Origin of the sequence: Streptomyces sp. NBC_01197 (assembly GCF_036010505.1) — a bacterium.
Classification (GTDB): domain Bacteria; phylum Actinomycetota; class Actinomycetes; order Streptomycetales; family Streptomycetaceae; genus Streptomyces.
Genome location: NZ_CP108569.1, coordinates 4,506,559 through 4,530,340, shown reverse-complemented (window position 1 = coordinate 4,530,340; position 23,782 = coordinate 4,506,559). Strand labels below are relative to the sequence as shown.

The 23,782-nt window shown below is 70.8% G+C and carries 24 protein-coding genes and 1 tRNA gene; 9 read left to right on the top strand and 16 right to left on the bottom strand.

Features of this window, described 5'->3' with window-relative positions; translation table 11 throughout:
* Positions 1 to 119: 119 nt before the first annotated feature.
* The 4 genes from OG452_RS20795 to OG452_RS20780 all read right to left on the bottom strand — a co-directional run bounded on the left by OG452_RS20795 (position 120) and on the right by OG452_RS20780 (position 3,817).
* The gene (locus OG452_RS20795; RefSeq protein ID WP_327297087.1) at positions 120 to 329 is read right to left on the bottom strand and encodes a hypothetical protein; all 210 of its coding nucleotides are present in this window, start codon (positions 327 to 329) and stop codon (positions 120 to 122) included.
* A 94-nt stretch (positions 330 to 423) separates the two neighbouring features.
* Positions 424 to 1,305 carry an SDR family oxidoreductase gene (locus OG452_RS20790; RefSeq protein WP_327297086.1) on the bottom strand — a complete coding sequence of 294 codons (882 nt, stop codon included), beginning with the start codon at positions 1,303 to 1,305 and terminating at the stop codon, positions 424 to 426.
* The gene (locus OG452_RS20785) at positions 1,302 to 2,219 is read right to left on the bottom strand and encodes an alpha/beta fold hydrolase (RefSeq protein ID WP_327297085.1); all 918 of its coding nucleotides are present in this window, start codon (positions 2,217 to 2,219) and stop codon (positions 1,302 to 1,304) included. Before OG452_RS20785 ends, OG452_RS20790 begins: the two co-directional genes overlap by 4 nt.
* On the bottom strand, positions 2,216 to 3,817 hold the full coding sequence (locus tag OG452_RS20780; protein WP_327297084.1) for a flavin-containing monooxygenase: 1,602 nt from the start codon (positions 3,815 to 3,817) through the stop codon (positions 2,216 to 2,218). The genes OG452_RS20785 and OG452_RS20780 overlap by 4 nt, the downstream gene beginning before the upstream one ends.
* A 164-nt stretch (positions 3,818 to 3,981) precedes the next feature.
* Between OG452_RS20780 and OG452_RS20775 the strand changes: the two genes are divergently transcribed.
* A complete protein-coding gene (locus OG452_RS20775) occupies positions 3,982 to 4,647 on the top strand; it encodes a MerR family transcriptional regulator (protein ID WP_327299713.1) in 666 nt (221 codons plus the stop codon).
* Between the two features lie 164 nt (positions 4,648 to 4,811).
* On the opposite strand, the gene OG452_RS20770 is transcribed toward OG452_RS20775, so the two are convergent.
* Positions 4,812 to 5,606 carry an exodeoxyribonuclease III gene (locus OG452_RS20770; RefSeq protein ID WP_327299712.1) on the bottom strand — a complete coding sequence of 265 codons (795 nt, stop codon included), beginning with the start codon at positions 5,604 to 5,606 and terminating at the stop codon, positions 4,812 to 4,814.
* 58 nt (positions 5,607 to 5,664) lie between these two features.
* On the opposite strand from OG452_RS20770, the gene OG452_RS20765 reads away from it, so the two are divergent.
* On the top strand, positions 5,665 to 6,159 hold the full coding sequence (locus OG452_RS20765) for a GNAT family N-acetyltransferase (protein ID WP_327297083.1): 495 nt from the start codon (positions 5,665 to 5,667) through the stop codon (positions 6,157 to 6,159).
* A 46-nt stretch (positions 6,160 to 6,205) separates the two neighbouring features.
* On the opposite strand, the gene OG452_RS20760 is transcribed toward OG452_RS20765, so the two are convergent.
* The 9 genes from OG452_RS20760 to galU form a co-directional block, all read right to left on the bottom strand.
* Positions 6,206 to 6,991: an SAM-dependent methyltransferase gene (locus OG452_RS20760; protein WP_327297082.1), complete on the bottom strand. Its 786-nt coding sequence runs from the start codon at positions 6,989 to 6,991 to the stop codon at positions 6,206 to 6,208.
* A 125-nt stretch (positions 6,992 to 7,116) separates the two neighbouring features.
* Positions 7,117 to 7,251 carry a hypothetical protein gene (locus OG452_RS20755; protein WP_327297081.1) on the bottom strand — a complete coding sequence of 45 codons (135 nt, stop codon included), beginning with the start codon at positions 7,249 to 7,251 and terminating at the stop codon, positions 7,117 to 7,119.
* 173 nt (positions 7,252 to 7,424) lie between these two features.
* Positions 7,425 to 7,498, bottom strand: a tRNA-Ala gene (locus OG452_RS20750).
* 85 nt (positions 7,499 to 7,583) lie between these two features.
* Positions 7,584 to 8,651 (bottom strand): divisome protein SepX/GlpR, encoded by a 1,068-nt coding sequence (sepX, locus tag OG452_RS20745; protein ID WP_327297080.1) that lies wholly within the window; start codon positions 8,649 to 8,651, stop codon positions 7,584 to 7,586.
* Positions 8,652 to 8,904: 253 nt separating this feature from the next.
* The gene (locus OG452_RS20740; RefSeq protein ID WP_327297079.1) at positions 8,905 to 9,516 is read right to left on the bottom strand and encodes a GNAT family N-acetyltransferase; all 612 of its coding nucleotides are present in this window, start codon (positions 9,514 to 9,516) and stop codon (positions 8,905 to 8,907) included.
* Between the two features lie 17 nt (positions 9,517 to 9,533).
* On the bottom strand, positions 9,534 to 10,061 hold the full coding sequence (locus OG452_RS20735; RefSeq protein WP_327297078.1) for a MogA/MoaB family molybdenum cofactor biosynthesis protein: 528 nt from the start codon (positions 10,059 to 10,061) through the stop codon (positions 9,534 to 9,536).
* Complete coding sequence (gene moaC / locus OG452_RS20730; RefSeq protein ID WP_327297077.1) at positions 10,058 to 10,558, bottom strand: cyclic pyranopterin monophosphate synthase MoaC; 501 nt, start codon at positions 10,556 to 10,558, stop codon at positions 10,058 to 10,060. The genes OG452_RS20735 and moaC overlap by 4 nt, the downstream gene beginning before the upstream one ends.
* A gap of 60 nt (positions 10,559 to 10,618) precedes the next feature.
* Positions 10,619 to 11,923 (bottom strand): molybdotransferase-like divisome protein Glp, encoded by a 1,305-nt coding sequence (gene glp / locus OG452_RS20725; protein ID WP_327297076.1) that lies wholly within the window; start codon positions 11,921 to 11,923, stop codon positions 10,619 to 10,621.
* Between the two features lie 3 nt (positions 11,924 to 11,926).
* Entirely contained in the window at positions 11,927 to 12,829 is a 903-nt protein-coding gene (gene galU / locus OG452_RS20720) for a UTP--glucose-1-phosphate uridylyltransferase GalU (protein ID WP_327297075.1), read from the bottom strand.
* Positions 12,830 to 12,923: 94 nt separating this feature from the next.
* Between galU and OG452_RS20715 the strand changes: the two genes are divergently transcribed.
* A complete protein-coding gene (locus tag OG452_RS20715; RefSeq protein ID WP_327297074.1) occupies positions 12,924 to 13,517 on the top strand; it encodes a 5-formyltetrahydrofolate cyclo-ligase in 594 nt (197 codons plus the stop codon).
* 9 nt (positions 13,518 to 13,526) lie between these two features.
* Here OG452_RS20715 and OG452_RS20710 read toward each other — a convergent pair whose 3' ends face one another.
* Complete coding sequence (locus OG452_RS20710) at positions 13,527 to 16,283, bottom strand: penicillin acylase family protein (protein WP_327297073.1); 2,757 nt, start codon at positions 16,281 to 16,283, stop codon at positions 13,527 to 13,529.
* 190 nt (positions 16,284 to 16,473) lie between these two features.
* Between OG452_RS20710 and OG452_RS20705 the strand changes: the two genes are divergently transcribed.
* From OG452_RS20705 to OG452_RS20685, 5 genes are all read left to right on the top strand, one after another.
* Positions 16,474 to 17,985, top strand: a complete 1,512-nt coding sequence (locus OG452_RS20705; RefSeq protein WP_327299711.1) for a potassium/proton antiporter — start codon at positions 16,474 to 16,476, stop codon at positions 17,983 to 17,985.
* 247 nt (positions 17,986 to 18,232) lie between these two features.
* Positions 18,233 to 19,564, top strand: coding sequence for an MFS transporter (locus tag OG452_RS20700; protein WP_327299710.1), 1,332 nt, complete (start codon positions 18,233 to 18,235; stop codon positions 19,562 to 19,564).
* 66 nt (positions 19,565 to 19,630) lie between these two features.
* Positions 19,631 to 20,020 carry an FmdB family zinc ribbon protein gene (locus tag OG452_RS20695; protein WP_327297072.1) on the top strand — a complete coding sequence of 130 codons (390 nt, stop codon included), beginning with the start codon at positions 19,631 to 19,633 and terminating at the stop codon, positions 20,018 to 20,020.
* Between the two features lie 90 nt (positions 20,021 to 20,110).
* Positions 20,111 to 20,995, top strand: a complete 885-nt coding sequence (locus OG452_RS20690; RefSeq protein WP_327297071.1) for an S-methyl-5'-thioadenosine phosphorylase — start codon at positions 20,111 to 20,113, stop codon at positions 20,993 to 20,995.
* A 222-nt stretch (positions 20,996 to 21,217) separates the two neighbouring features.
* A complete protein-coding gene (locus tag OG452_RS20685) occupies positions 21,218 to 21,865 on the top strand; it encodes an RcpC/CpaB family pilus assembly protein (protein WP_327297070.1) in 648 nt (215 codons plus the stop codon).
* Between the two features lie 41 nt (positions 21,866 to 21,906).
* On the opposite strand, the gene OG452_RS20680 is transcribed toward OG452_RS20685, so the two are convergent.
* A complete protein-coding gene (locus OG452_RS20680) occupies positions 21,907 to 22,182 on the bottom strand; it encodes a hypothetical protein (protein ID WP_327297069.1) in 276 nt (91 codons plus the stop codon).
* 311 nt (positions 22,183 to 22,493) lie between these two features.
* Between OG452_RS20680 and OG452_RS20675 the strand changes: the two genes are divergently transcribed.
* The gene (locus OG452_RS20675; protein WP_327297068.1) at positions 22,494 to 23,663 is read left to right on the top strand and encodes a P1 family peptidase; all 1,170 of its coding nucleotides are present in this window, start codon (positions 22,494 to 22,496) and stop codon (positions 23,661 to 23,663) included.
* The last annotated feature ends 119 nt before the right edge of the window (positions 23,664 to 23,782 follow it).

Below are 23,782 nucleotides of genomic sequence, written 5' to 3'. Positions count from 1 at the left end.
GAGAACCGCGGGTCCGGGGGCAGCGCCGACGTGCACACCACCTGCACGGCCCCCACCGCACACCGCACCGCGAAAAAGCGCGCCCCCCAGTGGGGGACGCGCCCTCTCACAACTCGGCGTCAGGCGTCGAACTGGTCCCGGACCTGGTCCGCCGAAGCCTGGCCCCGCTCCCGCCGCGCCCGGTCCGCCACGTTCCCGCCGCGCTCGTTCATCTCGTCGTCGGGCCGGGCCAGACGCTCCGAAGCCTCGTCCTTCGCACCGCCCATCGGCTGCTTGCCCTGGTCGGCGAGCTTCTGTGCCTTGTCCTTGAACTGGTCCTTCATACCCATGAGGTTCACTCCCGGTGAAGTGTGAGGGGGGTGGAGGGCTGTGTCCTCCAGGCCTCGACCAGACTTACACGGCGGAACATTCACCGCATTTCGATCAGTTACGCTCCGTGCGCGCCTTCTCGTCCGCCACCCCGCCCGCGCCCACCAGCCCCCTGCTGATCCCGGCGAGCCGCGGCTCGAAGCGCCGCATCTCGCGCTGGCCGACCGTGCCGATCAGCGCGGGCAGGTACCCGCGTACGGACTGCATCCCGCGCAGCCACCACTGCGCGTACACATGAGAGGACCGCCGCTCGACCCCGGCCACGATCCGGTCGACGGCCGGGCCCAGCGGATAGGTGCGGTTGCTCGGCCACGGCAGCCGCTGCCGCAACTCCCGCATCACGTCGTCCTCGTCCGCGCCGCGCACCATGTCCGTGTCCGTCCAGGACAGATAGCCGACGCCCACCCGCACGCCCTTGTAGCCGACCTCGGCCCGCAGGCAGTGCGCGAAGGCCTCGACGCCCGACTTGGACGCGCAGTACGCCGACATCATCGGCGCGGGCGTGATCGCGGCCAGCGACGCGATCTGCAGGAAATACCCGCGGCTCTCCATCAGCACCGGCAGGAACGCCCGCGCGGTCACCGCCCCGCCCACCAGGTTGACCTCGATGACCCGCCGCCACGCCTCGGGGTCCGAGTCCACGAAGGGTCCGCCGGACGCCACCCCGGCGTTGGCCACGACGATGTCGACCTTGCCGAAGCGCGCCTTGACCTCCCGCGCGACGGCCGCCATCGCCGCATGGTCGGTAACATCGGCGTACCAGTGCGCGCTCTCGGTGTGCAGCCGCCCGGAGACCGCCTTCAGCTCGTCCGGTTCCAGGCCGACGAGCGCCACCTTCGCACCGCGCGCCGAGAGCTTGCGGGCCAGCAGCTCACCGACCCCGCGGGCGGCTCCCGTGACGACCGCGACCTGGCCCTCCAGGCTGTTCCTGCTCATACGGCCTTCTCCTTGTCCGTTCGCCGGCCGGCGGCCGGCTCCACCGGTACATGTGCGGCGGCCAGTTCACGCAGCAGCGCGCCGACCGCTTCGGGGGCTTCCACGGGGGTCATGTGCCCGACACTCGCCAGCTCGGTGAGTCCGGTGCAGTGCGGCAGCGCGGCGGCCAGCGCCCGTGCGTGCACCACCGGGGTGAGCCGGTCGGCCGTCCCCGCGACCACCGCGGTGGGTACGGTCAACTCCCGTACGCCGGCGTCCAGATCGAGCCCGGCGAGCACGTGCGACCAGGCCACCCGCGCCGCCCGGGGGCAGGCGTGCACGATACGCGCGCAGGTGGCCACCCGGTCCGGGGCCGAACCGGGTCCCATCGTCGCGTACTTGAGGATCCGCTTCGACATGGGCGTGACCGGCCCGAGCGGGGCGCGCGCCCCGAGTACCGCGCCCGTCAGCCGGGTCCGCAGCCGTCCGGCCCGCAACGGCAGCACGGTCGAGTCGGCGATCAGCCGCGAGCTGCCCGTACTGCACAACAGCACCGCCGCCGCGTGCTCCCGGAACCGGGGCCGCCCCGCAGCGGCCATCATGGTCATCCCACCCATGGAGTGGCCGCCGAGCACGGCCCGTTCACCCGGGGCGAGGGTGGCGGCGAGCACCGCTTCCACGTCGTCGGCCAGGATGTCCGTGGTGTAGCCGCGCGGGTCCGCGCCGGGCGTACGCCCGTGCCCGCGCTGGTCGTACACCACCACCCGGTGATCCGTCGCGAGCTCGCGGACCTGGGCATCCCAGAACCGGGTCGAGCAGGTCCAGCCGTGCGAGAGCACCACGGCGGGGGCGCCGTCGGGCCCGTACACCTCCACATGGATCCGTGCGCCGTCAGCGGAGACGGCGGTCAGCTCCCGCCCTCCGGAGCCACTCACACCGACTCCCGGTCAGCGGCGCGGCCTTGGCCGGCGGGGTCACCGGCTCGACCGCCGGCCTGATCCGCGACGCGGTCATGGTCCCCGGTGCGCTGGCGCACCAGGGTCTGGTCCGCACCGGCACCGGCCCCCGCCCGTACGACCTCGTACTCGCCGAGATCCACCGCGCGCGTGGCCTTGCGGAACTCGGCGGTGGTACCCGGCCAGATCGTGGTGTTGCGCCCGTTGGCGTCGAGGTACCAGCTGGTGCAGCCGCCGGTGTTCCAGACGGTCCGCTTCATCCGCTCCTGGACGCGCACGTTCCACGCGTCCACCGCCGAAGGCCGGGGGTCGAGCGCGACGCGTCCGCCCAGGACGTTCAACTGGCGCATGTAGTCGGCGAGATAGCTCAGCTGGGACTCGATCATCAGGATCATCGAGGAGTTCCCGAGGCCGGTGTTGGGGCCGATGATCGTCATCCAGTTGGGGAAGCCGACTGCCGTCGCACCGCGCAGCGACTGCATGCCGTCCTTCCACGCCTCGGCGAGCGTGGCGCCGTCGGCGCCCACCACCCGCTCCGCGATCGGCATGTCCGTCACATGGAAACCGGTGCCGAAGATGATGACATCCGCCTCGGTCTCGGTTCCGTCGGACGCCACCAGCGTATTTCCCCTGATCTCCTTGAGCCCGGACGCCACCACGTCCACGTTGGGCTGCGCGAGCGCCGGGTAGTACGAGCTGGAGAGCAGGATGCGCTTGCACCCGACCCGGTACGAGGGCGTCAACTTGGCGCGCAGTGCCGGGTCCTTGATCGACCGGCCGATGTTGGCCCTGCCTATCGACTCGATCAGACCGAGCTCGTTGGGGCGCTTGGTGAAGGCGCTGACCTGGAGCTCTCGTATGCTCCACAGCAGCCGCCTGCGGGCGGCGGCGGTGAAGGGCACCTTCCCGTGCAGCCACCGCTCGGCGCCGCTTATGGCACGGTCCATCCGGGGCATCACCCACGGCGGGGTGCGCTGGAAGAGGGTGAGCCGCCCGGCCTTGGGCTGGATCGCGGGCACGATCTGGATCGCGGACGCCCCGGTCCCGATCATCGCGACGCGCTTGCCGCGCAGGTCGTAGCCGTGGTCCCACTGCGCGGAGTGGAAGACCTTGCCGGTGAACGAGTCGAGCCCCGGGATGTCCGGCAGCTTCGGGTCGGAGAGCGGCCCGGTCGCGGAGACGACCACGTCGGCGGTCAGCGTTCCCTGCGCGGTCTCGATCTCCCAGCGCAGCTCACCGGAGTCCCAGCGCATCTTCCGCACCTCGTGGTCGAGGCGGATGTGCGGCCGCAGCCCGAAGGTGTCGGCGACGTTCTCCAAGTAGGCCCGGATGTGCGGCTGGCCGGAGAAGGTGCGCGGCCAGTCGGGGTTGGGGGCGAAGGAGAACGAGTAGAGGTGGGACGGTACGTCGCAGGCGCACCCCGGATAGCTGTTGTCGCGCCAGGCCCCGCCGACCGAACCGGCCCGTTCCAGGACGACGAAGTCGGTTATCCCCTCGCGGCGCAGCCGGACGGCGGCCCCCAGGCCACCGAATCCGGATCCGATCACCGCCACTCGTACATGCTCGTGCTGGGCCATGCTGCCGCCTCCCGCAGTACCCCTGACTCTGCCAGTAATCACTGGCACCGTTGGAGAGTAGAGCAGCTTCGTACTCATGGGTAGGGGGCAGACCAAGGAAAGTGCGCGCCTGTACGGCATAGGCTTCCGGAGTGGCAGAGGAGAGAACGGGGCGCGAGTACCGCATGGAGGAGCTGGCCGAAGCGGCCGGGATCACCGTGCGCACCCTGCGCTTCTACCGCGAACGCAAACTGATCCCGCCACCGCGCCGCGAGGGCCGCATCGCCTGGTACGACGAGCACCACCTGGCCCGGCTGCGCACGATCTCGGCCCTGCTGGAACGCGGCCACACACTCAGCGGCATCGCAGATCTCGCCGCGGCCTTCGAGAGCGGCCGGGACGTCGGGCAGCTGCTCGGTCTGGCCGCCACCGAGCCGCCGGCCTGGACGGAGGAGGAGCCGGTCCGGCTCACCCCGGAGCAGCTCGCGGACTACTTCGAGGGCGAGGTCACGGCGGAGAACCTGGCGGCAGCCCTGGACCTCGGCTATCTCGCCACGGACGGCGACGACATCATCCACATCAGCCGCCGCCTGCTGGACGTCTCGGCGGCTCTGGTCCGCCAGGGCGTCCCGCTGGCCGCGGTCCTGGCGGCGGGCCACGAGGTCCGCAAACACACAGAGGCCCTCACGGAGATGTTCTCCGCCCTGGTCCACACCCATCTGCGGGACGAGGACTTCGCGAGCGCGATGCAGCGGGTACGGCCGCTGGCGAAGGACGTGGTGGAGGCGGAACTCTCGATGTCGGTGGACCGGCGGATCCGGGCGGAGAAGAGCAACCCGGAGGCGGAGTAGCGCCGGCCGCGAGGCATGAACTTCCGTCGACGGATGTTCGACGACGTACGCGAGCCACCAGATCGAACTCGCCTCCGCAACGGACGTCGTCCATCACGACTGAGGCCCGCCGCCCCGCCTGCCGCCCTCCTGGCGCAGCGGGCGGGGCCCGCGCCCGCTGCGCCCTACAAGTCGTAGACGGCCGTCACCGGCGCGTGGTCGCTCCACCGCTCGTCGTGCGTGGCGGCCCGCTCGACCCACGCCTTGATCGCCTTCGCGGCCAGCCCGGGGGTCGCCACCAGGTAGTCGATCCGCCAGCCCGAGTCGTTGTCGAAGGCCCGCCCCCGGTAGGACCACCACGAGTAGGGGCCCTCCACGTCCGGGTGCAGCCCGCGCACCACGTCGACGTAGCCCGCGCCGTCCCCGGCGAAGACGCTCGTCAGCCACTCCCGCTCCTCGGGCAGGAAGCCGGAGTTCTTCTTGTTGCCCTTCCAGTTCTTGAGGTCGGCCTCCTGGTGGGCGATGTTCCAGTCGCCGCAGACCACGACCTCGCGGCCGTCGGCCGCCGCCCGCTCCCTGAGCCCCTGGAGGTACGGCAGGAACTCCGCCATGAACCGCAGCTTCTCGTCCTGCCGCTCCGTACCGACCTCGCCCGACGGCAGATAGAGGCTCGCGACCGTCACCCCGGGCAGGTCGATCTCGGCGTACCGCCCACTGCCGTCGAACTCCGCGCTGCCGAATCCGATCTGCACGCGCTCCGGCTCACGCCGGGAGTAGAGCGAGACACCCGCGCGCCCCTTGGCCGCCGCCGGGGCGTGCACGGTGAACCAGCCCTCCGGCTCGCGGACCTCCTGGGTCAGCTGGCCGGGCTCGGCCCGTACTTCCTGGAGGCAGATCACATCGGCGTCGGTCTGCGCCAGCCACTCCACGAAGCCCTTCTTGGCGGCGGCGCGCAGCCCGTTCACGTTTACGGTTGTCACAGTGAGCATCAGGGCACCTTACCGACCCCGGTCACCGCATAGATGTACTATTCCTTGCATGAATATACGGCCGGTCCGTTACGACCACCCCGACGCGGTCAAGCTCAACGATCAGGTCCAGCTCGAATACGCCGAGCGCTACGGCGACGACGGCGATGTCACCCCGCTCGATGCCACGATGTTCGACCCGCCCGCCGGGCTCTACCTCCTGGCGTACGACGAGAACGGCAGCCCGGTGGCCACCGGCGGCTGGCGGAACCAGGACGGGGCCGGCGCCGAGGGGTACTCCAAGGGAGACGCCGAGCTGAAGCGGATGTACGTGGTCCGCGAGGCGCGCGGGCTGGGGCTTGCCCGCCGGATCCTCGCCGCCCTGGAGGAGAGTGCCCGTGCGGCCGGCCGGACACGCATGGTGCTGGAGACCGGCGACCGGCAGCCCGAGGCCATAACGCTGTATACGTCGAGCGGCTACACGCCCTGCTCGCGCTTCGGCCACTACCGGGAGTACGAGAGCAGCCGCTGCTTCGCGAAGCCGCTCGCCCGGACCGCCGGGTGAGCCGCGCCACACCGAACCACCCCGTACGGAGCCGGCCCGGCGGCGCTCAGCCCTTCAGGGCGACCCCCACGTAGAACCCGCTCCGCTCCTTCTCGGGCGCGGGGCCGTCCTGGTACCACTCGGTCGCGGTCACCAGCCCCGGCGCGACGAGATCGAGCCCGGCGAAGAACGGCTCGACCTCCGTCCGGGTGCGCATGCGCAGCGGGATGGCGCCCGTGCGGTACGCCGTCCTGGTCTCGTCCTCCAGCTCCGGATGCTGGTCCGCCGTACCGTGCGAGAGCACCAGACAGCTGCCGGAGGGCAGGGCGTCCACCAGGGTGCGGGTGATGCCGTACGGGTCCTGGTCGTCGGGCAGGAAGTGCATCAGCGCGATGAGGGACAGGGCGACCGGCCGCTCGAAGTCCAGCAGTTCACGGGCGCGTTCGAGAATCAGCTCCGGCTCGCGCACATCGGCGTGGATGTAGTCGGTGGCGCCCTCCGGGCTGCTGATCAGCAGGGCCTCCGCGTGGCGCAGCACGATCGGGTCGTTGTCCGCGTAGACGACACGGGCGGCGGGCGTGACCGCCTGGACCACCTGATGCAGATTGGGCGCGGTCGGAATGCCCGTACCGACGTCGAGGAACTGGTCCACCCCGTTCCGCGCCAGCCACCCCGCCGCACGGTGCATGAAAGCCCGGTTCCGCGCCGCGTTGGCACGCGCCTCCGACGGCAGTTTCTCGCCGACCTGCTGATCGACCGGGTAGTTGTCCTTGCCGCCCAGGAGCCAGTCGTAGACGCGCGCCGGGTGGGGCCTGCTGGTGTCGATGAGAGGCTTGTCGCTGCCGGCGGTCACGGAATGCTCCTCGGATGTCGGGTACCGGGTACTGGACATCGAGTACCGGATCTTCGAATCGCTGGGCCTCCACGGTAGTCGGGCCCGCCCGCCCGCGCCCTCCGTCAGCAGTCGTAGCGGTGGGCCTACGGCATCCCGGGGCAGGCCGTACAGACGAAGAGGTACACACCGCCGAGGCCCCCCATCACCATGTGGTGCCCGATGTCGTCCACGACGGCCGGATCGGCGTCCGACCGCAGGAACGGCTCGCGGGTCGGCACCGACCTGGCCGCGCCCGGACCGCCGGCCGTGGGGCGATGGCCCGGGCCGGCGTCCGGGCAGGGTCCCGCCGTCCGGGTAAGACCGCGGAAACGACGAAATCCCGGCCGGACGGAAACCGTCTGACCGGGATTTCATGAACCGCTCCGGGATGAACCGGAGACGATCCTTGCGGTGGACCTGTGGGGATTTGAACCCCAGACCCCCTCGATGCGAACGAGGTGCGCTACCAGACTGCGCCACAGGCCCTTGCAACGAGTGAAACTTTAGCACCCCTGCCGGGGTGCTCGGAAATCCGCTCCCCCGCTGGTCACGGTTGCCCGCCCCGGCCGGGTCACTCGTTGGCCGCGCGCGGCCGGTCCTCGTCCTCGTACTGGTCGAAGAGGGGCGTACGCCCGCGCTCGCGGGGGCGGCGGGCCGCCGGGTTCTGCCGGTCCCGGGCGGCGGCGGCAGGGTCCGGGAGATCGTCGGCTGCCGGCTCGGGCACGCTGGACGAGCGGGCCGAGCTCCACGTGTCGGGGGCTCCCAGGTCGATGCTGCCCGGCGCCCGGGGCGCGACCGGTGCGGTGACGTACGTCGGCAGCGGTACCGGGACGGGCTCCCAGCTGTCGCCCCGGCCCCGGCCGCGCTCACGCTGCTGGTCGACCCACTCCGCGTGGTCCGTCTGCTCGACCAGGGCGCGGCGGCCGGCCTCCTGCGCGGAGACTGCCGGCGCGGGCTCGGGCTCGGGGTGGCGCGCTTCGGCGTCCGCGCGCTGTTCGGCCGCGCCCGCGCCGGGGCGGCGGGAGCGGTTCTCGCGCAGCCGCTGCGCGGCGGCCTCGGCCCTGCGCCGGTCCATCGTGAAGGCGAAGCGGCGCCGCTCGTGGGTCCGCAGGTACACGATGTACGTGCTCAGCAGCACCGCGGGCGCGGCGGGCGCCCAGAGGAAGCCCAGGCCGCCGACCGCTGCGACGATCGCGCCGAGGGTGAACGCCACGAAGAGCAGCACGGTGGTACGTCTGCGGCGGGCGAGCACTTTCAGCCGCCGGGCGCGCTCGGCGGCCGGGCCGTCGGCGGGACCGGTACGGCGCGCCTTCCGGGCGGGCCGCTCCTGGCGGGCCACCGGGGCGACCGGCTCCTCCGAGGACATGGCGAAGGACCGGACGTCGACGGAACTCGGGGAATCCGTCGCACTGTCCGGCACCACATCGTCGGGAACACCTTCACCGGCTGCGCGCTCCTGAAGCTCCCTGGCGTACCGGCGCTCCATTCCCGCCCGTCCGGACAGCAGCCGGATGGCGGTGCTGAAGCGTTCCGTCGGACGGGCCTCGTTCAGCTCGTCCTGCCTGCGGAGCCACATCGGCACCAAGTAGGCGGCCCAGGCCCCGACGATGACTGCGTAGATGAGGCCACTACTGCTCACCCTCACACCGTAGAGGGGTCCGCATGGGGCCATCTGCCAATTGGCCCGGTGTGTCGCACGATCCGGCTGATATCTCGAACTTTTTTTGTGATTGTTCGGATCAACAGTCGCCGAATGTGGGCGCGTTCACTTCGGACGATGCCCGATTGGCCACCCATTTCGAACACTTATTTTATTTAAGGGGTCTTCCGGCCGCTCCCGGACTGCGTCCGGAACGCTCCCCGGAACAGCCCCGGACAGCTCGCGAACAACTTCACGGCAGCTTCGGTGTCGTCCCCGGACGCGCCCGGCGCCACCTGTTGAGCAGCCCGTCAGGGACTTCTTCGGCGGTCAGCGCGAAGACCAGATGGTCACGCCAGCCCCCGTCGATGTGCAGATAACGCGGCCGCAGCCCCTCCTCGCGGAATCCGAGTTTCTCCACGACCCGCCGGCTCGGCTCGTTCTCCGGGCGAATGCAGACCTCCATGCGGTGCATGCCGACGGTGCGGAAACAGTGGTCGACGGCGAGCGCCACCGCGGTCGGCATGACGCCCCGCCCGGCGACCTCGCGGTCGACCCAGTAACCGACATGGCCCGAGCACATCGAGCCCCAGGTGATCCCGGCCACCGTGAGCTGCCCGACCAGCCGTCCCTGGTACTCGATCACGAAGGGCAGCATCCGCCCGGCGTGCGCCTCCGAGCGCAGATGGCGGACCATCTGCCGGTACGTGGGGCGCTGCGCGACCGGGCCGCCCGGTGCGGGCGGCGGAACGGTCGCCTCCCAGGGGCGCAGCCAGTCGCGGTTGCGCCGGTTCACCTCGCGCCAGACCTTCTGGTCCCGCAGTTTTATGGGGCGCAGGGCGATGGGGCCTTCTGCCAGTTCCACGGGCCACGGTGAGAGGTTCAGCTCATGCTCCCGGCGGGTCTGGGGTGGTCGCCGCCCCGGATCTGGTCCACGGCATGCACCAGCAGCCGTTCGAGTACGGCGAGTCCGTCGCGGACGCCGCCGGTCGAGCCGGGGAGGTTGACGACGAGGGTCGTGCCGGCCAGCCCGGCGACGCCCCGTGAGAGTGCGGCGGTCGGGACCTTGGCCAGGCCCTCGGCGCGGATCGCCTCCGGGATGCCCGGGATCTCGCGGTCGAGGACGCGCAGGGTCGCGTCGGGGGTGCGGTCGGTGGGCGAGATGCCGGTACCGCCGGTGGTGACGATGACGTCGTACGCCGCCGCGACCCCGGCGCGCAGCGCCTGCTCGACCGGATCGCCGTCCGGGACGACCTGCGGGCCTTCGACCGTGAAGCCGAGGCCGTTGAGCGCCTCGGCGATGAGCGGGCCGCCCCGGTCCGCGTAGACCCCCGCCGACGCGCGGTTCGACGCCGTCACCACGAGCGCGGTGTACGGCCGTGGCGTGGGCGGGGTGGTCGGCGTCGTCATGCTCCGGTCCCCTCCGGGTCCGCGCGGCGGTACGTGCCGGACTTGCCGCCCGTCTTCTCCTCTACCCGGACGTCGGTGATGACCGCTCCCTTGTCGACCGCCTTCACCATGTCGATCACGGTGAGCGCGGCGACCGTGACGGCCGTCAGCGCCTCCATCTCGACGCCGGTCCTGTCGGTGGTCTTCACAGTGGCGAGGATCTCGACCGCGTCGTCGGCGACGGTCAGGTCGAGCTTCACCCCGGAGACCGCCAGCGGGTGGCAGAGCGGGATCAGATCAGGGGTGCGCTTGGCGCCCATGATGCCCGCGATCCGGGCGGTGGCGAGGGCGTCTCCCTTGGGGACGCCCTCGCCCCTGAGCAGTTCCACGACGCGCGGCGAGACGAGAACCCGTCCTGCGGCGCGGGCGGTGCGGGCGGTGACGTCCTTCTCCGAGACGTCGACCATGCGGGCCGCACCCACTTCGTCGATGTGCGTGAGCCCTTGCTGCGTACTCATTGCTGTGGTGCTCCCGGTCAGGCCTGTGTGGTCAGACACGGTACCGCCACGGCGGCCCCCTCAGCCCAGGAGGACCACTTCCAGCTCCATGCCGGGCTCGGCAACGGAGGTCTCCTCGGGGATCACGAGCAGGCAGTCGGCATGGGCGAGAGCCGCGATCAGATGCGAGCCGGAGCCCCCGACGGTGGCGACGGTTCGCTTCTCCGCGTCGTACCGGCCGCGCAGGAACTGGCGCCGTCCGGCGGGCGAGCTGATCGCCTTGCCGGTCTCCAGGGTGGCGCGGACCGTCGGACGGCGGACGTTCCTCATACCCATCAGGGCGCGGATCGCGGGGCGCACGAACAACTCGAACGAGACATAGCTGGAGACCGGGTTGCCCGGGAGCGCGAGCAGCGGGGTGTGGTCGGGGCCGATCGAACCGAAGCCCTGGGGCTTGCCCGGCTGCATCGCCAGCTTGCGGAAGTCGATACCGCTGCCGTGCTCGTCCTCGTCGCCGACGGACGACAGTGCCTCCTTCACCACGTCGTACGCGCCGACGCTGACGCCACCGGTGGTGACCAGGAGATCGGCCCTGACCAACTGGTCCTCGATGGTGGCGCGCAGTGCGTCGGCGTCGTCGGTGACCGCTCCGACGCGGTACGAGATGGCGCCCGCGTCCCGGGCCGCGGCGGCCAGGGCGAAGCTGTTGGAGTCGTAGATCTGGCCCTCGGCGAGCACCTCGCCCGGCTGGGTCAGCTCGCTGCCGGTCGACATCACGACGACGCGCGGGCGCGGGCGGACCCGCACCGCGCCCCGGCCGACCGCGGCGAGCAGCCCGATCTGCGGCGGGCCGAGCACCGTACCCGCTTCGAGCGCGAGGTCGCCGGCGCGGACGTCGCTGCCGCACTCGCGTACGTGTGCGCCCGCCTCGGCCTGGCGGTACACGCGGACCTCGCCGCTCGCGCCCTCGGGTGCGCCGCTCGCGGCCCGCATGGTGGTGGCCGCTCCCCCGCCGGTGCCGCCGTCGGTCCACTCGACCGGTACGACGGCCTGCGCGCCGGGGGGCAGCGGGGCGCCCGTCATGATGCGGGCGGCCTCGCCCGGCCCCACTGTGGGCAGTTCGGCCATTCCGGCCGCCACGTCCCCGATGACCGTGAGGACGGCGGGGAACTCCTCGCTCGCACCCTCGACATCGACCGCGCGGACCGCGTACCCGTCCATCGAGCTGTTGTCGAAGGGCGGCAGCGAGACCTCGACCGTGACGTCCTCGACGAGCACGCAGCCCTGGGCGTCGGGCAGTTGCAGCTCGATCGGTTCGAGGGGGCGGACCGCCGCGAGGATGTCGGCCAGGTGCTCGTCCACCGACCAGATCGGGGTGTTGCTCACGTGCTACATCTCCTCGGTGACATAACGGCGAAGCCAGGCCTTGAAGTCCGGGCCCAGGTCCTCACGTTCGCATGCGAGTCTCACAATGGCACGCAGATAGTCGCCCCGGTCGCCGGTGTCATAGCGGCGGCCCTTGAAGACGACACCGTGCACCGGGCCGCCGGCCTTCTCGTCGTGGGCGAGCTGCTGGAGGGCATCGGTGAGCTGGATCTCGTTGCCGCGGCCGGGCTCGGTCTTGCGCAGTATTTCGAAGACGGCGGGGTCCAGGACGTAGCGGCCGATGATCGCGAGATTGCTGGGGGCATCGGCCACGGCGGGCTTCTCCACCAGATCGGTGACCTTGACCACGTCCGACTCACCGGTCGGCTCCACGGCCGCGCAGCCGTACAGATGGATCTGGGCCGGCTCGACCTCCATGAGGGCGATCACACTGCCGCCCTCGCGCTCCTGGATCTCCACCATGCGGGCCAGCAGCGGGTCGCGCGGGTCGATCAGGTCGTCGCCGAGCAGGACCGCGAAGGGCTGGTCGCCGACGTGCGGGGCCGCGCACAGGACGGCGTGGCCCAGTCCCCTGGGGTCGCCCTGGCGGACGTAGTGGATGGTCGCGAGGTCGCTGGACTCCTGGACCCTGGCGAGCTTCTCGGCGTCACCCTTGCGGGTGAGCGCCGACTCCAGCTCGTAGTTGCGGTCGAAGTGGTCCTCCAGCGGACGCTTGTTACGACCGGTGATCATGAGTACGTCGGAGAGACCGGCCGAGACGGCCTCCTCGACGACGTACTGAATAGCCGGTTTGTCCACCACGGGCAGCATCTCTTTGGGAGTGGCCTTGGTGGCCGGCAGGAACCGGGTGCCGAGGCCTGCTGCCGGAATGACAGCCTTGCTGATCCGGGGTGGCAACTGAGTCATACGCAGCACCATATCCGCTGGCTTCGCGGCGGAAGATGATGCTCCGGTTAATAGGTCCTCATACCCGAGGTAACGACAGGATTGCGAACTTTCCATGGTGCCCGCAAACTTCGACAAAACATCTCTGCGACGGCAACTCCTGGCCGCACGCGCCCTCCTGTCCCCCGATGACGTGCGATCGGCCGCCACGGTCCTCGCCGGGCACGCCGTCGCACTCCCGGAACTCGCGCGGGCGCGCACCGTCGCGGCCTATGTCTCGGTCGGCCGTGAGCCGGGCACCCGCCCGCTCCTGGACGCGCTGCGCGCTCGCGGGGTCCGGGTGCTGCTTCCGGTACTGCTGCCCGACAACGACCTCGACTGGGGCGCGTACGAGGGCGCGGACTCGCTGGTGCCCGCCGGGCGCGGGCTCCGTGAGCCGGACGGCGCACGGCTCGGCGTACACGCGGTACTCGACGCCGACGCCGTCCTGCTGCCCGGACTCGCCGTCGACGGGCGCGGGATGCGGCTGGGGCGCGGCGGCGGAAGCTACGACCGGGTGCTCGCCCGGCTCGCACGGGCGGAAGCGCACCCCGCCCTGGTGGTGCTGCTGTACGGCGACGAGGTGGTCGCACGGGTCCCGGAGGAACCGCACGACCACCCCGTACACGCGGTGGTGACCCCGGAAGGGATCCGCCGCTTCAGCGGCTGACCGCCCGGGTCACGGCTTGAGCACCAGGGTGTCGACCGTGCTCCTGTCCACGGCGCCCTTGCTGAACGACCAGTTGAGCAGTTCGCCGTTGGCCCACTTGTCCGTCTGGTCGGTGTAGTGCGCGCTGTACGCGTGCCCCGACTCCCCGGTCAGGTTGATCCACTGCGACTTGTCCAGGTCCTTGAGGTTCACGACCATCCGCATCGAGGGGACCCAGACGACGCCGTACCCGCCGGCCGCGTTCCAGCCGGTGGCGTCGACCGCCGCCTCGCCGCCGCCCAGGTTGAACGGGCCGCGGTTGAGCACCCGCTTGAGGATGCCGGGGCCGTCGGTGCCGAGCGTCTGGTTATTGAGCATCAGCTGGTGCAGCCGGCCCCAGTTCCAGGTGTCGACGTCCTTGCCGAGCTTGGCGGTCAGCTCCCAGCGGGCGTCCTTCATGGCCCGCCCGAGCAGCTCGTCGCGGTTGTGGGTGGCCTTGTCGAGACGGGTCTTCGGTGTCTTCCACCAGTCGCTGTCCGGCTTGTCGAGCAGCTTGCGCACGACCTCGAACCAGCGGTCGCCGCCATCCGGCTGAGCCGAGTCGGCCGAGCGCTCACCGCACTCCCGTACCAGCTTGTTCTGTTTGTCGGCGGGACCCGCGGCGCTGTCGGCGGGCGGCACATTGAGGCACTGGCCCTCGACCCGCAGCTCCTTGGGCAGCTTCTCGCCGAACGCCAGCTTGAGGACGTTGCGCCAGACCGCGTTGAAGTACGCGGCCGCCGCCGAGTCCGACTCCTGTGTGTAGTCCCAGCCTTCGAGGAGCTTCTGCGCCTGGCGGACGTACGGGTCCTTGATGTTCAGCTTCAGCAGCAGCGGGGTCAGCAGCTTGGCGATCTCGCTGCTGTTGTCCAGCTGCATCTTCTGCATGTCCTCGGTCGAGATCTTCCCGCCGTCCTTGGTCTTCGACTCGATGAGGTCGGTGATCCGCCGGCTGCGGGTGCCGTAGCCCCAGTCATCGGTGATCAGGTACGGGTACTTCTTCGGGTCGATCACGGCCTGGTTGGCGGTGACGATGTAGCCGCGCTTCGGGTTGTACTCGTAGGGCAGCTGGCCGAAGGGGATCGTGCCCTTCCAGGCGTACTTGGGGTCCCAGCCCGGAGCGGGCATCGTGCCGTCGTCGCCCTTGGAGCGGATCGGGATGGAGCCGGGCGCCTGGTAGCCGATGTTGCCCTTGGTGTCGGCGTAGATCAGGTTCTGTGAGGGGACGTCGAAGTTCTTGGCGGCGGCCCGGAAGCCGGTCCAGTCCTTGGCCTTGTCCAGGTCGAAGACCGCGTCCATCGAATTGCCCGGCTGGAGCGCGGTCCACTTGAGGGCCACCGCGTAGCCGTTGCCGCGGTCCGGGGCGGCCGAGGTCACGGGCGCCGTCTGGCCGACCTTCGCCAGTTCGGTGTCCCGGTCGGAGACCAGCGGGCCGTTGTTCGTCTCGCGTACGACGATCTGCCGCGACTTGCCGCCGGCGACCTTGATGGTCTCCTCGCGGGTCCTGAAGGGCTTCTCCTCGCCGTTGTACAGATAGCCGTTGTCGGTGACCTTCTCCAGATAGAGGTCGGTGACATCGGCGCCGAGGTTGGTGAAACCCCAGGAGATGTTCTGGTTGTGGCCGATGACCACGCCGGGCATACCGGAGAAGGTGTAGCCGGCGGCGTCGTAGTGGCAGCTGCTGGAGATGGTCCGGCAGTGCAGGCCCATCTGGTACCAGAGGGACGGCAGTTGCGGCGCCAGGTGCGGGTCGTTGGCCAGCAGCGGTTTGCCCGTGGTCGTCAGATCGCCGGATACCACCCAGGAGTTGGAGCCGATGCCGCTGCCGCTCGGGCCGAGCAGCGTCGGGATCTTGTCCAGGGTGTCCGAGAGCGAGGAGAGCTGCGACTGCATGCCCTGGACCGCGCCGGTCGCGGTGTCCGAACCGCCCACGGCGCCGCCCGGCTTCGCGTTCTGGTCGAACTTCCCGGTGACCGGGTCGATGCCGCCCTGCTGCACGATCGGCTTGTTCCGGTTGTACGGGTAGGACGGGTACAGGTCGCTGATCTGCTGGGTGCTCAGCCGCGAGGTCATCAGCGACCGGTCGATCTCGTCCTGCATATTGCCGCGCAGGTCCCAGGCCATCGCCTTGAGCCAGGCCACCGAGTCGACCGGCGTCCAGGCGTCGGGCTTGTAGTCGTTGGTGAGGTTCAGGGCCGCGTACTCGACGGAGATCTGCTTGCCGTCCTTGCCCTTCAGGTACGCGTTGACCCCGGCCGAGTACGCCTGGAGGTTCTTCTTCGTCTCCGGCGACAGCTTGGTGTCGTACTCCTGCTGCGCGACCCGGTGCCAGCCGAGCGTGCGCAGGAAGGAGTCGGTCTTGACCTGGCCCGATCCGAACATCTCGGAGAGCCGGCCGGACGTCATGTGGCGCCGGACGTCCATCTCGTAGAAGCGGTCCTGGGCCTGGACGTAGCCCTGCGCGCGGAAGAGGTCGGCGTCGGTGTCCGCGTAGATCTGCGGTACGCCGTAACTGTCCCGCTTGACGTCGACGTTGCCGGACAGGCCGGGGACCTTGATCTCACCGGTCGTCTGCGGAAGGGACGCCCGCACGGTGCTCACACCCCAGTACGCCCCGTACCCGATACCCGCGACGAGCGCCAGCACCACGACGATCACGATCAGCCTGGCGCGATGCCCTTTCTTCCTACGGGATTTCGTGCCGGGATTCGTGCCGGAAGGGGCGGCTGTGGTGGTGGCGGCGGGCATCGCTGTCCTTCGAGGGGCAGTGTGGTCTGTAGGTCCGACGGAGCGCTGGAGCAACCATAGGCGCAGCGCCTGTGCGTTAAGGACGCGGTATCCCCGATGGCATCGCACACGTAAGCGAAGCGTCAAGGAAGCGTCAAGGATTAGGTAGGGTAACGAAGTAACTGCAGGTGTACGAGGGAAGGAACGGCCACTGACTGTCCACCATCTCAACGAGCTCCTGCTCATCTGCTCGCTCGTCCTGCTGATCGCCGTGGCCGCCGTGCGCATCTCGTCGCGCAGCGGCCTCCCCAGCCTGCTGCTGTACCTCGGCATCGGGATGGCGATAGGCCAGGACGGCATCTTCAACGTCAAGTTCGACAACGTCGAGATGACGCAGGTGATCGGCTACGCCGCCCTGGTCGTGATCCTCACCGAGGGTGGCCTGGGCACCAAGTGGAAAGAGATCAGGCCGGTCCTGCCGATGGCCGTCGTGCTGTCGACGGTCGGCGTCGCGGTGAGCGTCGGGATCACCGCCGCCGGCGGGCACTACCTGGTCGGCCTCGAATGGCGCCAGGCCCTGATCATCGGCGCCGTGGTGTCGTCCACCGACGCCGCCGCGGTCTTCTCCGTGCTGCGCAAGGTGCCCCTGCCGGCCCGGATCACGGGTGTACTGGAGGCCGAGTCCGGCTTCAACGACGCCCCGGTGGTGATCCTGGTCATCGCGTTCTCGACGGCAGGGCCGGTCGACCACTGGTACGTACTGATCGGCGAGATCGCCCTGGAGCTGGCGATCGGCGCCTCGATCGGCCTCGCCGTCGGCTGGCTCGGATCGTGGGGGCTGCGCCGTGTCGCGCTGCCCGCTTCCGGCCTCTACCCGATCGCCGTGATGGCCATCGCGATCATGGCGTACGCGGCCGGTGCCATCGCGCACGGCAGTGGATTCCTCGCCGTCTACCTCGCCGCGATGCTGCTGGGGAACGCCAAGCTGCCGCACTGGCCGGCCACCCGCGGATTCGCCGAGGGGCTCGGCTGGATCGCCCAGATCGGGATGTTCGTCCTGCTCGGGCTGCTGGTGAGCCCGCACGAGCTGGGCAGCGACTTCTGGCCCGCGGTGATCGTGGGCCTGGTCCTGACGATGGTGGCGCGGCCGGTCTCCGTACTACTGAGCCTTGCGCCGTTCCGGGTGCCGTGGCAGGAGCAGACCCTGATGTCGTGGGCCGGGCTGCGCGGAGCCGTGCCCGTCATCCTGGCGACCATCCCGATGGTGTCCGGCATCGACGGCAGCTCCCGGGTCTTCAACATCGTCTTCGTGCTCGTCGTCGTCTACACCCTGGTGCAGGGGCCAACGCTCCCCTGGCTGGCCAGGAAGCTCAGCCTGGGCGAGGGCGCCGACGCCGCGGCGGACCTGGGCATCGAGTCGGCGCCGCTGGAGCGGCTGCGCGGGCATCTGCTGTCCGTGGCGATCCCCTCGGAGTCCCGGATGCACGGCGTCGAGGTCGGCGAGCTGCGGCTGCCCAAGGGCGCCGCCGTCACCCTGGTCGTCCGGGACGGCACGAGCTTCGTACCGCAGCCCTCGACGGTGCTGCGGCGGGGGGACGAGCTGCTGGTGGTGGCGACCGATCCGGTGCGCGACGCGGCCGAGGCACGGCTGCGGGCGATCGGCCAGGGCGGAAAGCTGGCGGGATGGCTCGCAAGTAGCGGTACCATGAACCGATCGGCTTGACCCGATTGACTTGATTGACCTGATTGACCAACTCTGCCTGATGCAGAGCTGGCGCGACCGTATGGCGGTCGAGGCACCCACCGTCGCGGTGCGTGCGCGGTATCCGCGCAGGTGTTCCGCACGACGAAACGGCCCGGCCTACCGCAGTTCCGCGCAAGAGGACAGCTCTCGGCAGCTCCCGTACGCATGCCTCCGTATGCCCGTACGACAAGGGGAGCGCGCTACCAGGCGGCAGAAAGGCCAGGCCGTGGTGTCCACGGTCTCCGAGACCCGTCCGGGGTACGGGCAGTTGTTGCGCACACCTGGCGCATGGACGTTCCTGCTGCCCGGTTTCGCCGCGCGGCAGCCCTTCGCGATGCTGACCATCGGCATTGTTCTGCTGGTGCAGCACACGACGGGGTCGTACGGCAACGCCGGCATCGTCGCCGCTGTGACCGGTGTCTCCATGGCGCTGTTCGCGCCGCAGAGCGGCAAGCTCGCCGACCGGCTCGGCCAGCGCGCCGTGCTGTTCCCCGGTGTCCTCGTGCACGCCGCTTCGGTGATCACCCTGACGGTGCTCGCGCTGGCGGGCGCCCCGCTGTGGGCGCTGTTCATCGCCGCTGTGCCGACCGGTGCTTCGGTACCGCAGGTCGGCCCGATGGTCCGGGCCCGCTGGGCCGCGAAGCTGGAGGGCTCGCCCCTCATGTCGACGGCCGCCGCCTTCGAATCGGTGACGGACGAGTTCACCTTCGTCATCGGCCCGGTGCTGACGACCGCGCTGTGCACCGGGATCCACCCGGCGGCCGGGCTGATCACCGAAGCCGCGCTGACCATGATCGGCGGCCTCGTCTTCGCTGCGCAGCGCCGGACCCAGCCCGCCGTCCGCGTACGTGACAACGGCCACACCTCCGAGCGGCATGTCTCCGCCCTGTCGGTGCCCGGCGTACGGGTGCTCGCCGTGGCGTTCCTGGGGATCGGCGCGGTCTTCGGCGGCATGCAGGTCTCGCTGACCGCCTTCGCCGAGGAGATCGGCCAGCCCGGTGTGAACGGTGTGCTGTACGGGGTCTTCGCCGCGGGCAACATGCTCGCGGGCATCGTCTGCGGCGCCGTCGCCTGGAAGATCGCCCCGAAGTCCCGGCTGCTGATCGCGTACACCGCGCTGGCCGTCACCGCGTCCGGACTCTGGGCGATGCACACGGTGCCGCTCATCGCGGGACTGGGACTGCTGGTCGGACTCTGCATCGCACCCGCGCTGATCAGCGGATACACCCTGGTGGACACCCTGGTGCCGACTTCGGCTCGTACCGAGGCCTTCACCTGGCTGACCGGTTCGGTGGCACTGGGACAGGCCGCGGCCGTCTCGGTGGCGGGCGAGCTGACCGACGCGTTCAGCTCAAGCGCCGGGTTCCTGGTGCCGATGGGCGGGACCGTACTGGCGCTGCTCACACTGCTGGCCCTGCGGTCGCGGCTGACGCCGCGCGACGCGGGACCGGGGGCGGAGCAGGGCTCCGAAAACGACACCGGGCGGGACGCCGGCCGCGGCTTCAAGCGCGGCACAGGGCGTGGGATCGGTCACCGAGTGCCGGTCTCAGTGGACTGATCCAGCGGAATACGTCACTATAGAACGTCGTTAGCACTCACTGAGTGAGAGTGCCAGGAGGAGCAAGTGCCGACCTATCAGTATCAGTGCACCGAATGCAGCGAGGGCCTCGAGGCGGTGCAGAAGTTCACCGATGACGCCCTGACCGTATGCCCAAGCTGTGATGGACGCCTGAAGAAGGTGTTCTCGGCGGTCGGCATTGTCTTCAAGGGCTCGGGTTTCTACCGGAACGACAGCCGTGGCTCCTCGTCGAGCAGCACGGCGGCGTCCTCCAAGCCCGCCGGTTCGTCGTCGTCCTCGTCGGATTCGTCCTCGGGCTCTTCGGGGTCGTCCGGTTCTTCGAGTTCGTCCGGCTCCTCGGGTTCCGACGCGAAGGCGGGAGCCTCGAAGTCGGCCGGCTCGGCATCGTCGGCATCGTCGTCGAGCAGCTCCTCCAGCGGCAGCTCGGCCGCCTGATACCGGTTTCCCGGAAGCCCCGCCGTCGTCCGACGGTGGGGCTTTCGGTGTGTCCGGGGCGCGTCCGGAGCCCCGGATAGTGTGACCGGCATGGTGAATGTGGCGAACTCGGCAGACCAGGCAACCGCGGGAGACACCGCGGTCCCCACAGCGGACATCGGGGTCATCGGCGGCTCCGGCTTCTACTCCTTCCTGGAGGACGTGACCGAGGTCGCGGTGGACACCCCGTACGGGAAGCCGAGCGACTCCCTCTTCCTCGGTGAGATCGCCGGGCGCCGGGTGGCGTTCCTCCCCCGGCACGGGCGCGGCCACCATCTGCCCCCGCACCTCATCAACTACCGGGCGAACATCTGGGCGTTGCGGTCCGTGGGTGTACGGCAGGTGCTCGGCCCGTGCGCGGTCGGCGGGCTGCGGCCGGAGTACGGGCCGGGGACGCTGCTCGTACCGGACCAGATGGTGGACCGTACGAAGGCGCGCCCGCAGACGTACTACGACGGCCAGGCGCTGCCGGACGGCAGCATTCCGAACGTGGTGCATGTATCGCTGGCCGACCCGTACTGCCGTGTCGGCCGCAAGGCCGCCCTCGCGGCGGCGCGCGGGCGGGAGTGGGAGCCGGTGGACGGCGGGACTCTGGTCGTCATCGAGGGGCCGCGGTTCTCGACCAGGGCCGAATCGCGCTGGCATGCGGCGATGGGCTGGTCCGTGGTGGGCATGACCGGGCACCCGGAAGCAGCCCTCGCCCGCGAACTGGGGCTCTGCTACACGTCGATGACGCTGGTCACGGATCTGGACGCGGGGGCCGAGGCAGGAGATGGCGTCTCCCACGACGAGGTGCTGATGGTTTTCGCCGCCAATGTGGACCGGCTGCGCACGGTGCTCTTCGACGCGGTGGCCGGGCTGCCTGCGGAGCAGTCGGATGAGTGCCACTGTGCGCGTGCGCTGGACGGAGTCGACCCGGGGATCAAGCTGCCCTGAGGGGGTGGGCGCTGCGGGACGGGCGCTGTCGGGTGGGGTGGGCGCTGCGGGACCGGCGGCTGATGCGGGGGGCGGAATGACCTGGGGAAGGCCGCGGGGGTGAGTGGGTTGTCCACAACTCGCGAGTAGTCCACAGCTCTCAGCAGGATGTCGCGGAACGCCGGATCGTGGGAGGAGCTCGCCCAGACTCCTCTTCACCAGGCGGTGGTTGCCATGATCCCCATGCCCGTACCGGTCGTGTCCGCGCCCGAGCCGCGCGGAGTGCCGCCGTTCGCCCCGCTGCGGGTGCACCCGGGACGGCACCGTATTCGGCGAGCTCTGGGGCGATGGCGCCGGACGGTGGTGGCGGGGCTGGTTCTCGCGGCTGCGGCCCTGGCCGCCTGGGCGCCACGCGATGCGGGGGGCGCGGAGCCCCCGGCCGGGGTCCGGGCCGACGCGCCCGCCAGGGTAGAGCCCCGGGCCGGTGCCGGGTCGGACGGTGCGGCGGAGGTGCGGGCCCGCGCGCCGGGCGCCCCTGCGGCCTCGGACCGCCCAGCTCCGGTGTCCGCTCCGGTACGGATTGCCGACGCGGCGACCGTGCGGCTGCTGGCCCCGGGCGACCACGTCGATGTCATCGCGATCGATGACGCCACAGCCGGTGACACCGCACCCGACGGCGCTTCGGTGGGGTCCGGTCCGCCGGGAAGGCCGCGGGTGGCGCGGGTGGTCGCTACGGGCGTCCGGGTGGCCGACGTGCCGGATGCGGGCGACACGGGCGGCGATGCCTCCCCCGAGACCGGAGCCCTCGTCGTTCTCGCTGTGCCCCGCTCGACGGCGACCGCGCTGGCGGCGGCCGGAGCCACGTCGAAACTGGAGGTCACCCTGTGCTGAATGCGGGTGCTGAGTCCACGATCCCTGGCGCCAGGTGCGGGTCAGATGTGGTGCGGCGGCTTCTCGTCGAGGAAGCGGGCCAGATCCGATGCGCTGCTCCCGGCGGACGACTGGTCGCCCCAGCCGTGGTCCGTATCGTCCGGGGACTGCTGGTCGAGCGGATCGTCGAAGACCAGCTTGGACACCGGCTTGGACACCGGCGTAGGGGTGGTGGTGGGCTTCGGCCCGGACTCCGGCGGCGTCGCGCCGGAGGGGGTCGCGGAGTCGCGGTCCTCGTCGTCACGGGGGGCGGCGCCGGAAGCGGGGGCAGTGCTCATACGGCAAGGGTACGGCGCCCGGCCGCCGTACCGCTCCGCCTGCCCCCCAGGGCCTGCGCCACATCCCGCGCCGGAGGGGGTCGCGGAGTCGCGGTCCTCGTCGTCACGGGGGGCGGCGCCGGAAGCGGGGGCAGTGCTCATACGGCAAGGGTACGGCGCCCGGCCGCCGTACCGCTCCGCCTGCCCCCCAGGGCCTGCGCCACATGCGGGAGGCAATGGGGCTCGGCCGGGAGCCGGAGCCGGAGCCGGGGCCTGGGAGGGGAAGGGGCTGCCGGGGGTGCAGCACAGGCAGCAGTGGTCCCATGGGGGGCATGACCGCAGCAGACCGCCAGTCAGAGCGCCGCGTGGACACGGCCCGTACAGCCGGCTCGCACACCACACCCGCACGCCCATCCCCCGGCATCGGCTCGGACTCGGACCCCGACCAGTCACCCCCGGACTCAGGCTCGGACTCGCTCACCGACGTGGACGGGCTGCGGGTCGGGCACGCGCGGGTCCCCGGTGAGCGTGCGCTGAGTGGCACCACTGTCGTCCTGGCTCCGCCCGGCGGCGCGGTCGCCGCCGTGGACGTACGCGGCGGCGGCCCCGGCACCCGGGAGACGGACGCCCTCGATCCACGCAATCTGGTGCAGCGCGTGGACGCCGTCGTACTGACGGGCGGCAGCGCGTACGGGCTGGACTCCGCTGCGGGCGTGATGGCCTGGCTGGAGGAACAGGGCCGCGGTTTCCAGGTCGGGCCCGACCCCGCCCAGGTAGTACCGGTCGTCCCCGCCGCGTGTGTCTTCGATCTGGGCCGCGGCGGCGACTGGCGGGCCAGGCCGGACGCGTCGACCGGACGCGCGGCCGTGGAAGCCGCGGCGGACACGGCGCCGGGCACGCCGGTCGAACAGGGCAGCGTCGGCGCCGGTACGGGCGCGGTGGCCGGCGGGCTCAAGGGCGGCGTCGGCTCGGCGAGCATCACGCTCGCGTCCGGCGTCACCGTGGGCGCCCTCGCCGTGGTCAACGCGGTGGGCTCACCGGTCGATCCGCTGACGGGTGTGCTCTACGGCGAGTACGGCCTGGGCCGGCCCGAATACCCCTCAGCGGCCGTCCACGAGGCGGCGCAGCGGCAACTGGCTCTGGCGCGCGAGCGCAATGCGCGCCCCCCGCTGAACACCACCATCGCCGTCGTGGCCACCGACGCCGAACTCACCCGCGCCCAGGCGCAGAAGCTGGCCGGAACCGCACACGACGGCCTTGCGCGTGCCGTGCGGCCCGTCCATCTCCTGCACGACGGCGATACCGTCTTCGCACTTGCCACCGGCACAGGGCATCGCCCCGACCTGAGCGTCCTCAACGAAGTGCTGGCCGCGGGCGCCGACGCGCTGAGCCGGGCCGTGGTCCGCGCCGTCCGGGCGGCGGAGTCGGTGGAGGGCCCGGGCGGATGGTTCCCGGCCCACCGCGACCTGTACGGGGCAGGGGCGGAAACCGACCGGACCTGACACAGCATCTACTGACTTACCGGACACGTGAGTTGGTGGGGCGCCCGGGAATTTTCCACACGCCCCCTTCGTTTTGCCGAACGAAGGCCACGTTGTCAGACCCAGGGGCTACGTTGAGT

What these genes read in the sequence shown, in the direction of transcription:
- OG452_RS20795 (WP_327297087.1), bottom strand. Translation starts at nt 329, where the DNA reads ATGGGTATGAAGGACCAGTTCAAGGACAAGGCACAGAAGCTCGCCGAC.
- OG452_RS20790 (WP_327297086.1), bottom strand. Translation starts at nt 1,305, where the DNA reads ATGAGCAGGAACAGCCTGGAGGGCCAGGTCGCGGTCGTCACGGGAGCC.
- OG452_RS20780 (WP_327297084.1), bottom strand. Translation starts at nt 3,817, where the DNA reads ATGGCCCAGCACGAGCATGTACGAGTGGCGGTGATCGGATCCGGATTC.
- OG452_RS20775 (WP_327299713.1), top strand. Translation starts at nt 3,982, where the DNA reads ATGGAGGAGCTGGCCGAAGCGGCCGGGATCACCGTGCGCACCCTGCGC.
- OG452_RS20765 (WP_327297083.1), top strand. Translation starts at nt 5,665, where the DNA reads ATGAATATACGGCCGGTCCGTTACGACCACCCCGACGCGGTCAAGCTC.
- OG452_RS20735 (WP_327297078.1), bottom strand. Translation starts at nt 10,061, where the DNA reads ATGACGACGCCGACCACCCCGCCCACGCCACGGCCGTACACCGCGCTC.
- moaC (WP_327297077.1), bottom strand. Translation starts at nt 10,558, where the DNA reads ATGAGTACGCAGCAAGGGCTCACGCACATCGACGAAGTGGGTGCGGCC.
- galU (WP_327297075.1), bottom strand. Translation starts at nt 12,829, where the DNA reads ATGACTCAGTTGCCACCCCGGATCAGCAAGGCTGTCATTCCGGCAGCA.
- OG452_RS20715 (WP_327297074.1), top strand. Translation starts at nt 12,924, where the DNA reads ATGGTGCCCGCAAACTTCGACAAAACATCTCTGCGACGGCAACTCCTG.
- OG452_RS20710 (WP_327297073.1), bottom strand. Translation starts at nt 16,283, where the DNA reads ATGCCCGCCGCCACCACCACAGCCGCCCCTTCCGGCACGAATCCCGGC.
- OG452_RS20690 (WP_327297071.1), top strand. Translation starts at nt 20,111, where the DNA reads ATGGTGAATGTGGCGAACTCGGCAGACCAGGCAACCGCGGGAGACACC.
- OG452_RS20685 (WP_327297070.1), top strand. Translation starts at nt 21,218, where the DNA reads ATGCCCGTACCGGTCGTGTCCGCGCCCGAGCCGCGCGGAGTGCCGCCG.
- OG452_RS20680 (WP_327297069.1), bottom strand. Translation starts at nt 22,182, where the DNA reads ATGAGCACTGCCCCCGCTTCCGGCGCCGCCCCCCGTGACGACGAGGAC.
- OG452_RS20675 (WP_327297068.1), top strand. Translation starts at nt 22,494, where the DNA reads ATGACCGCAGCAGACCGCCAGTCAGAGCGCCGCGTGGACACGGCCCGT.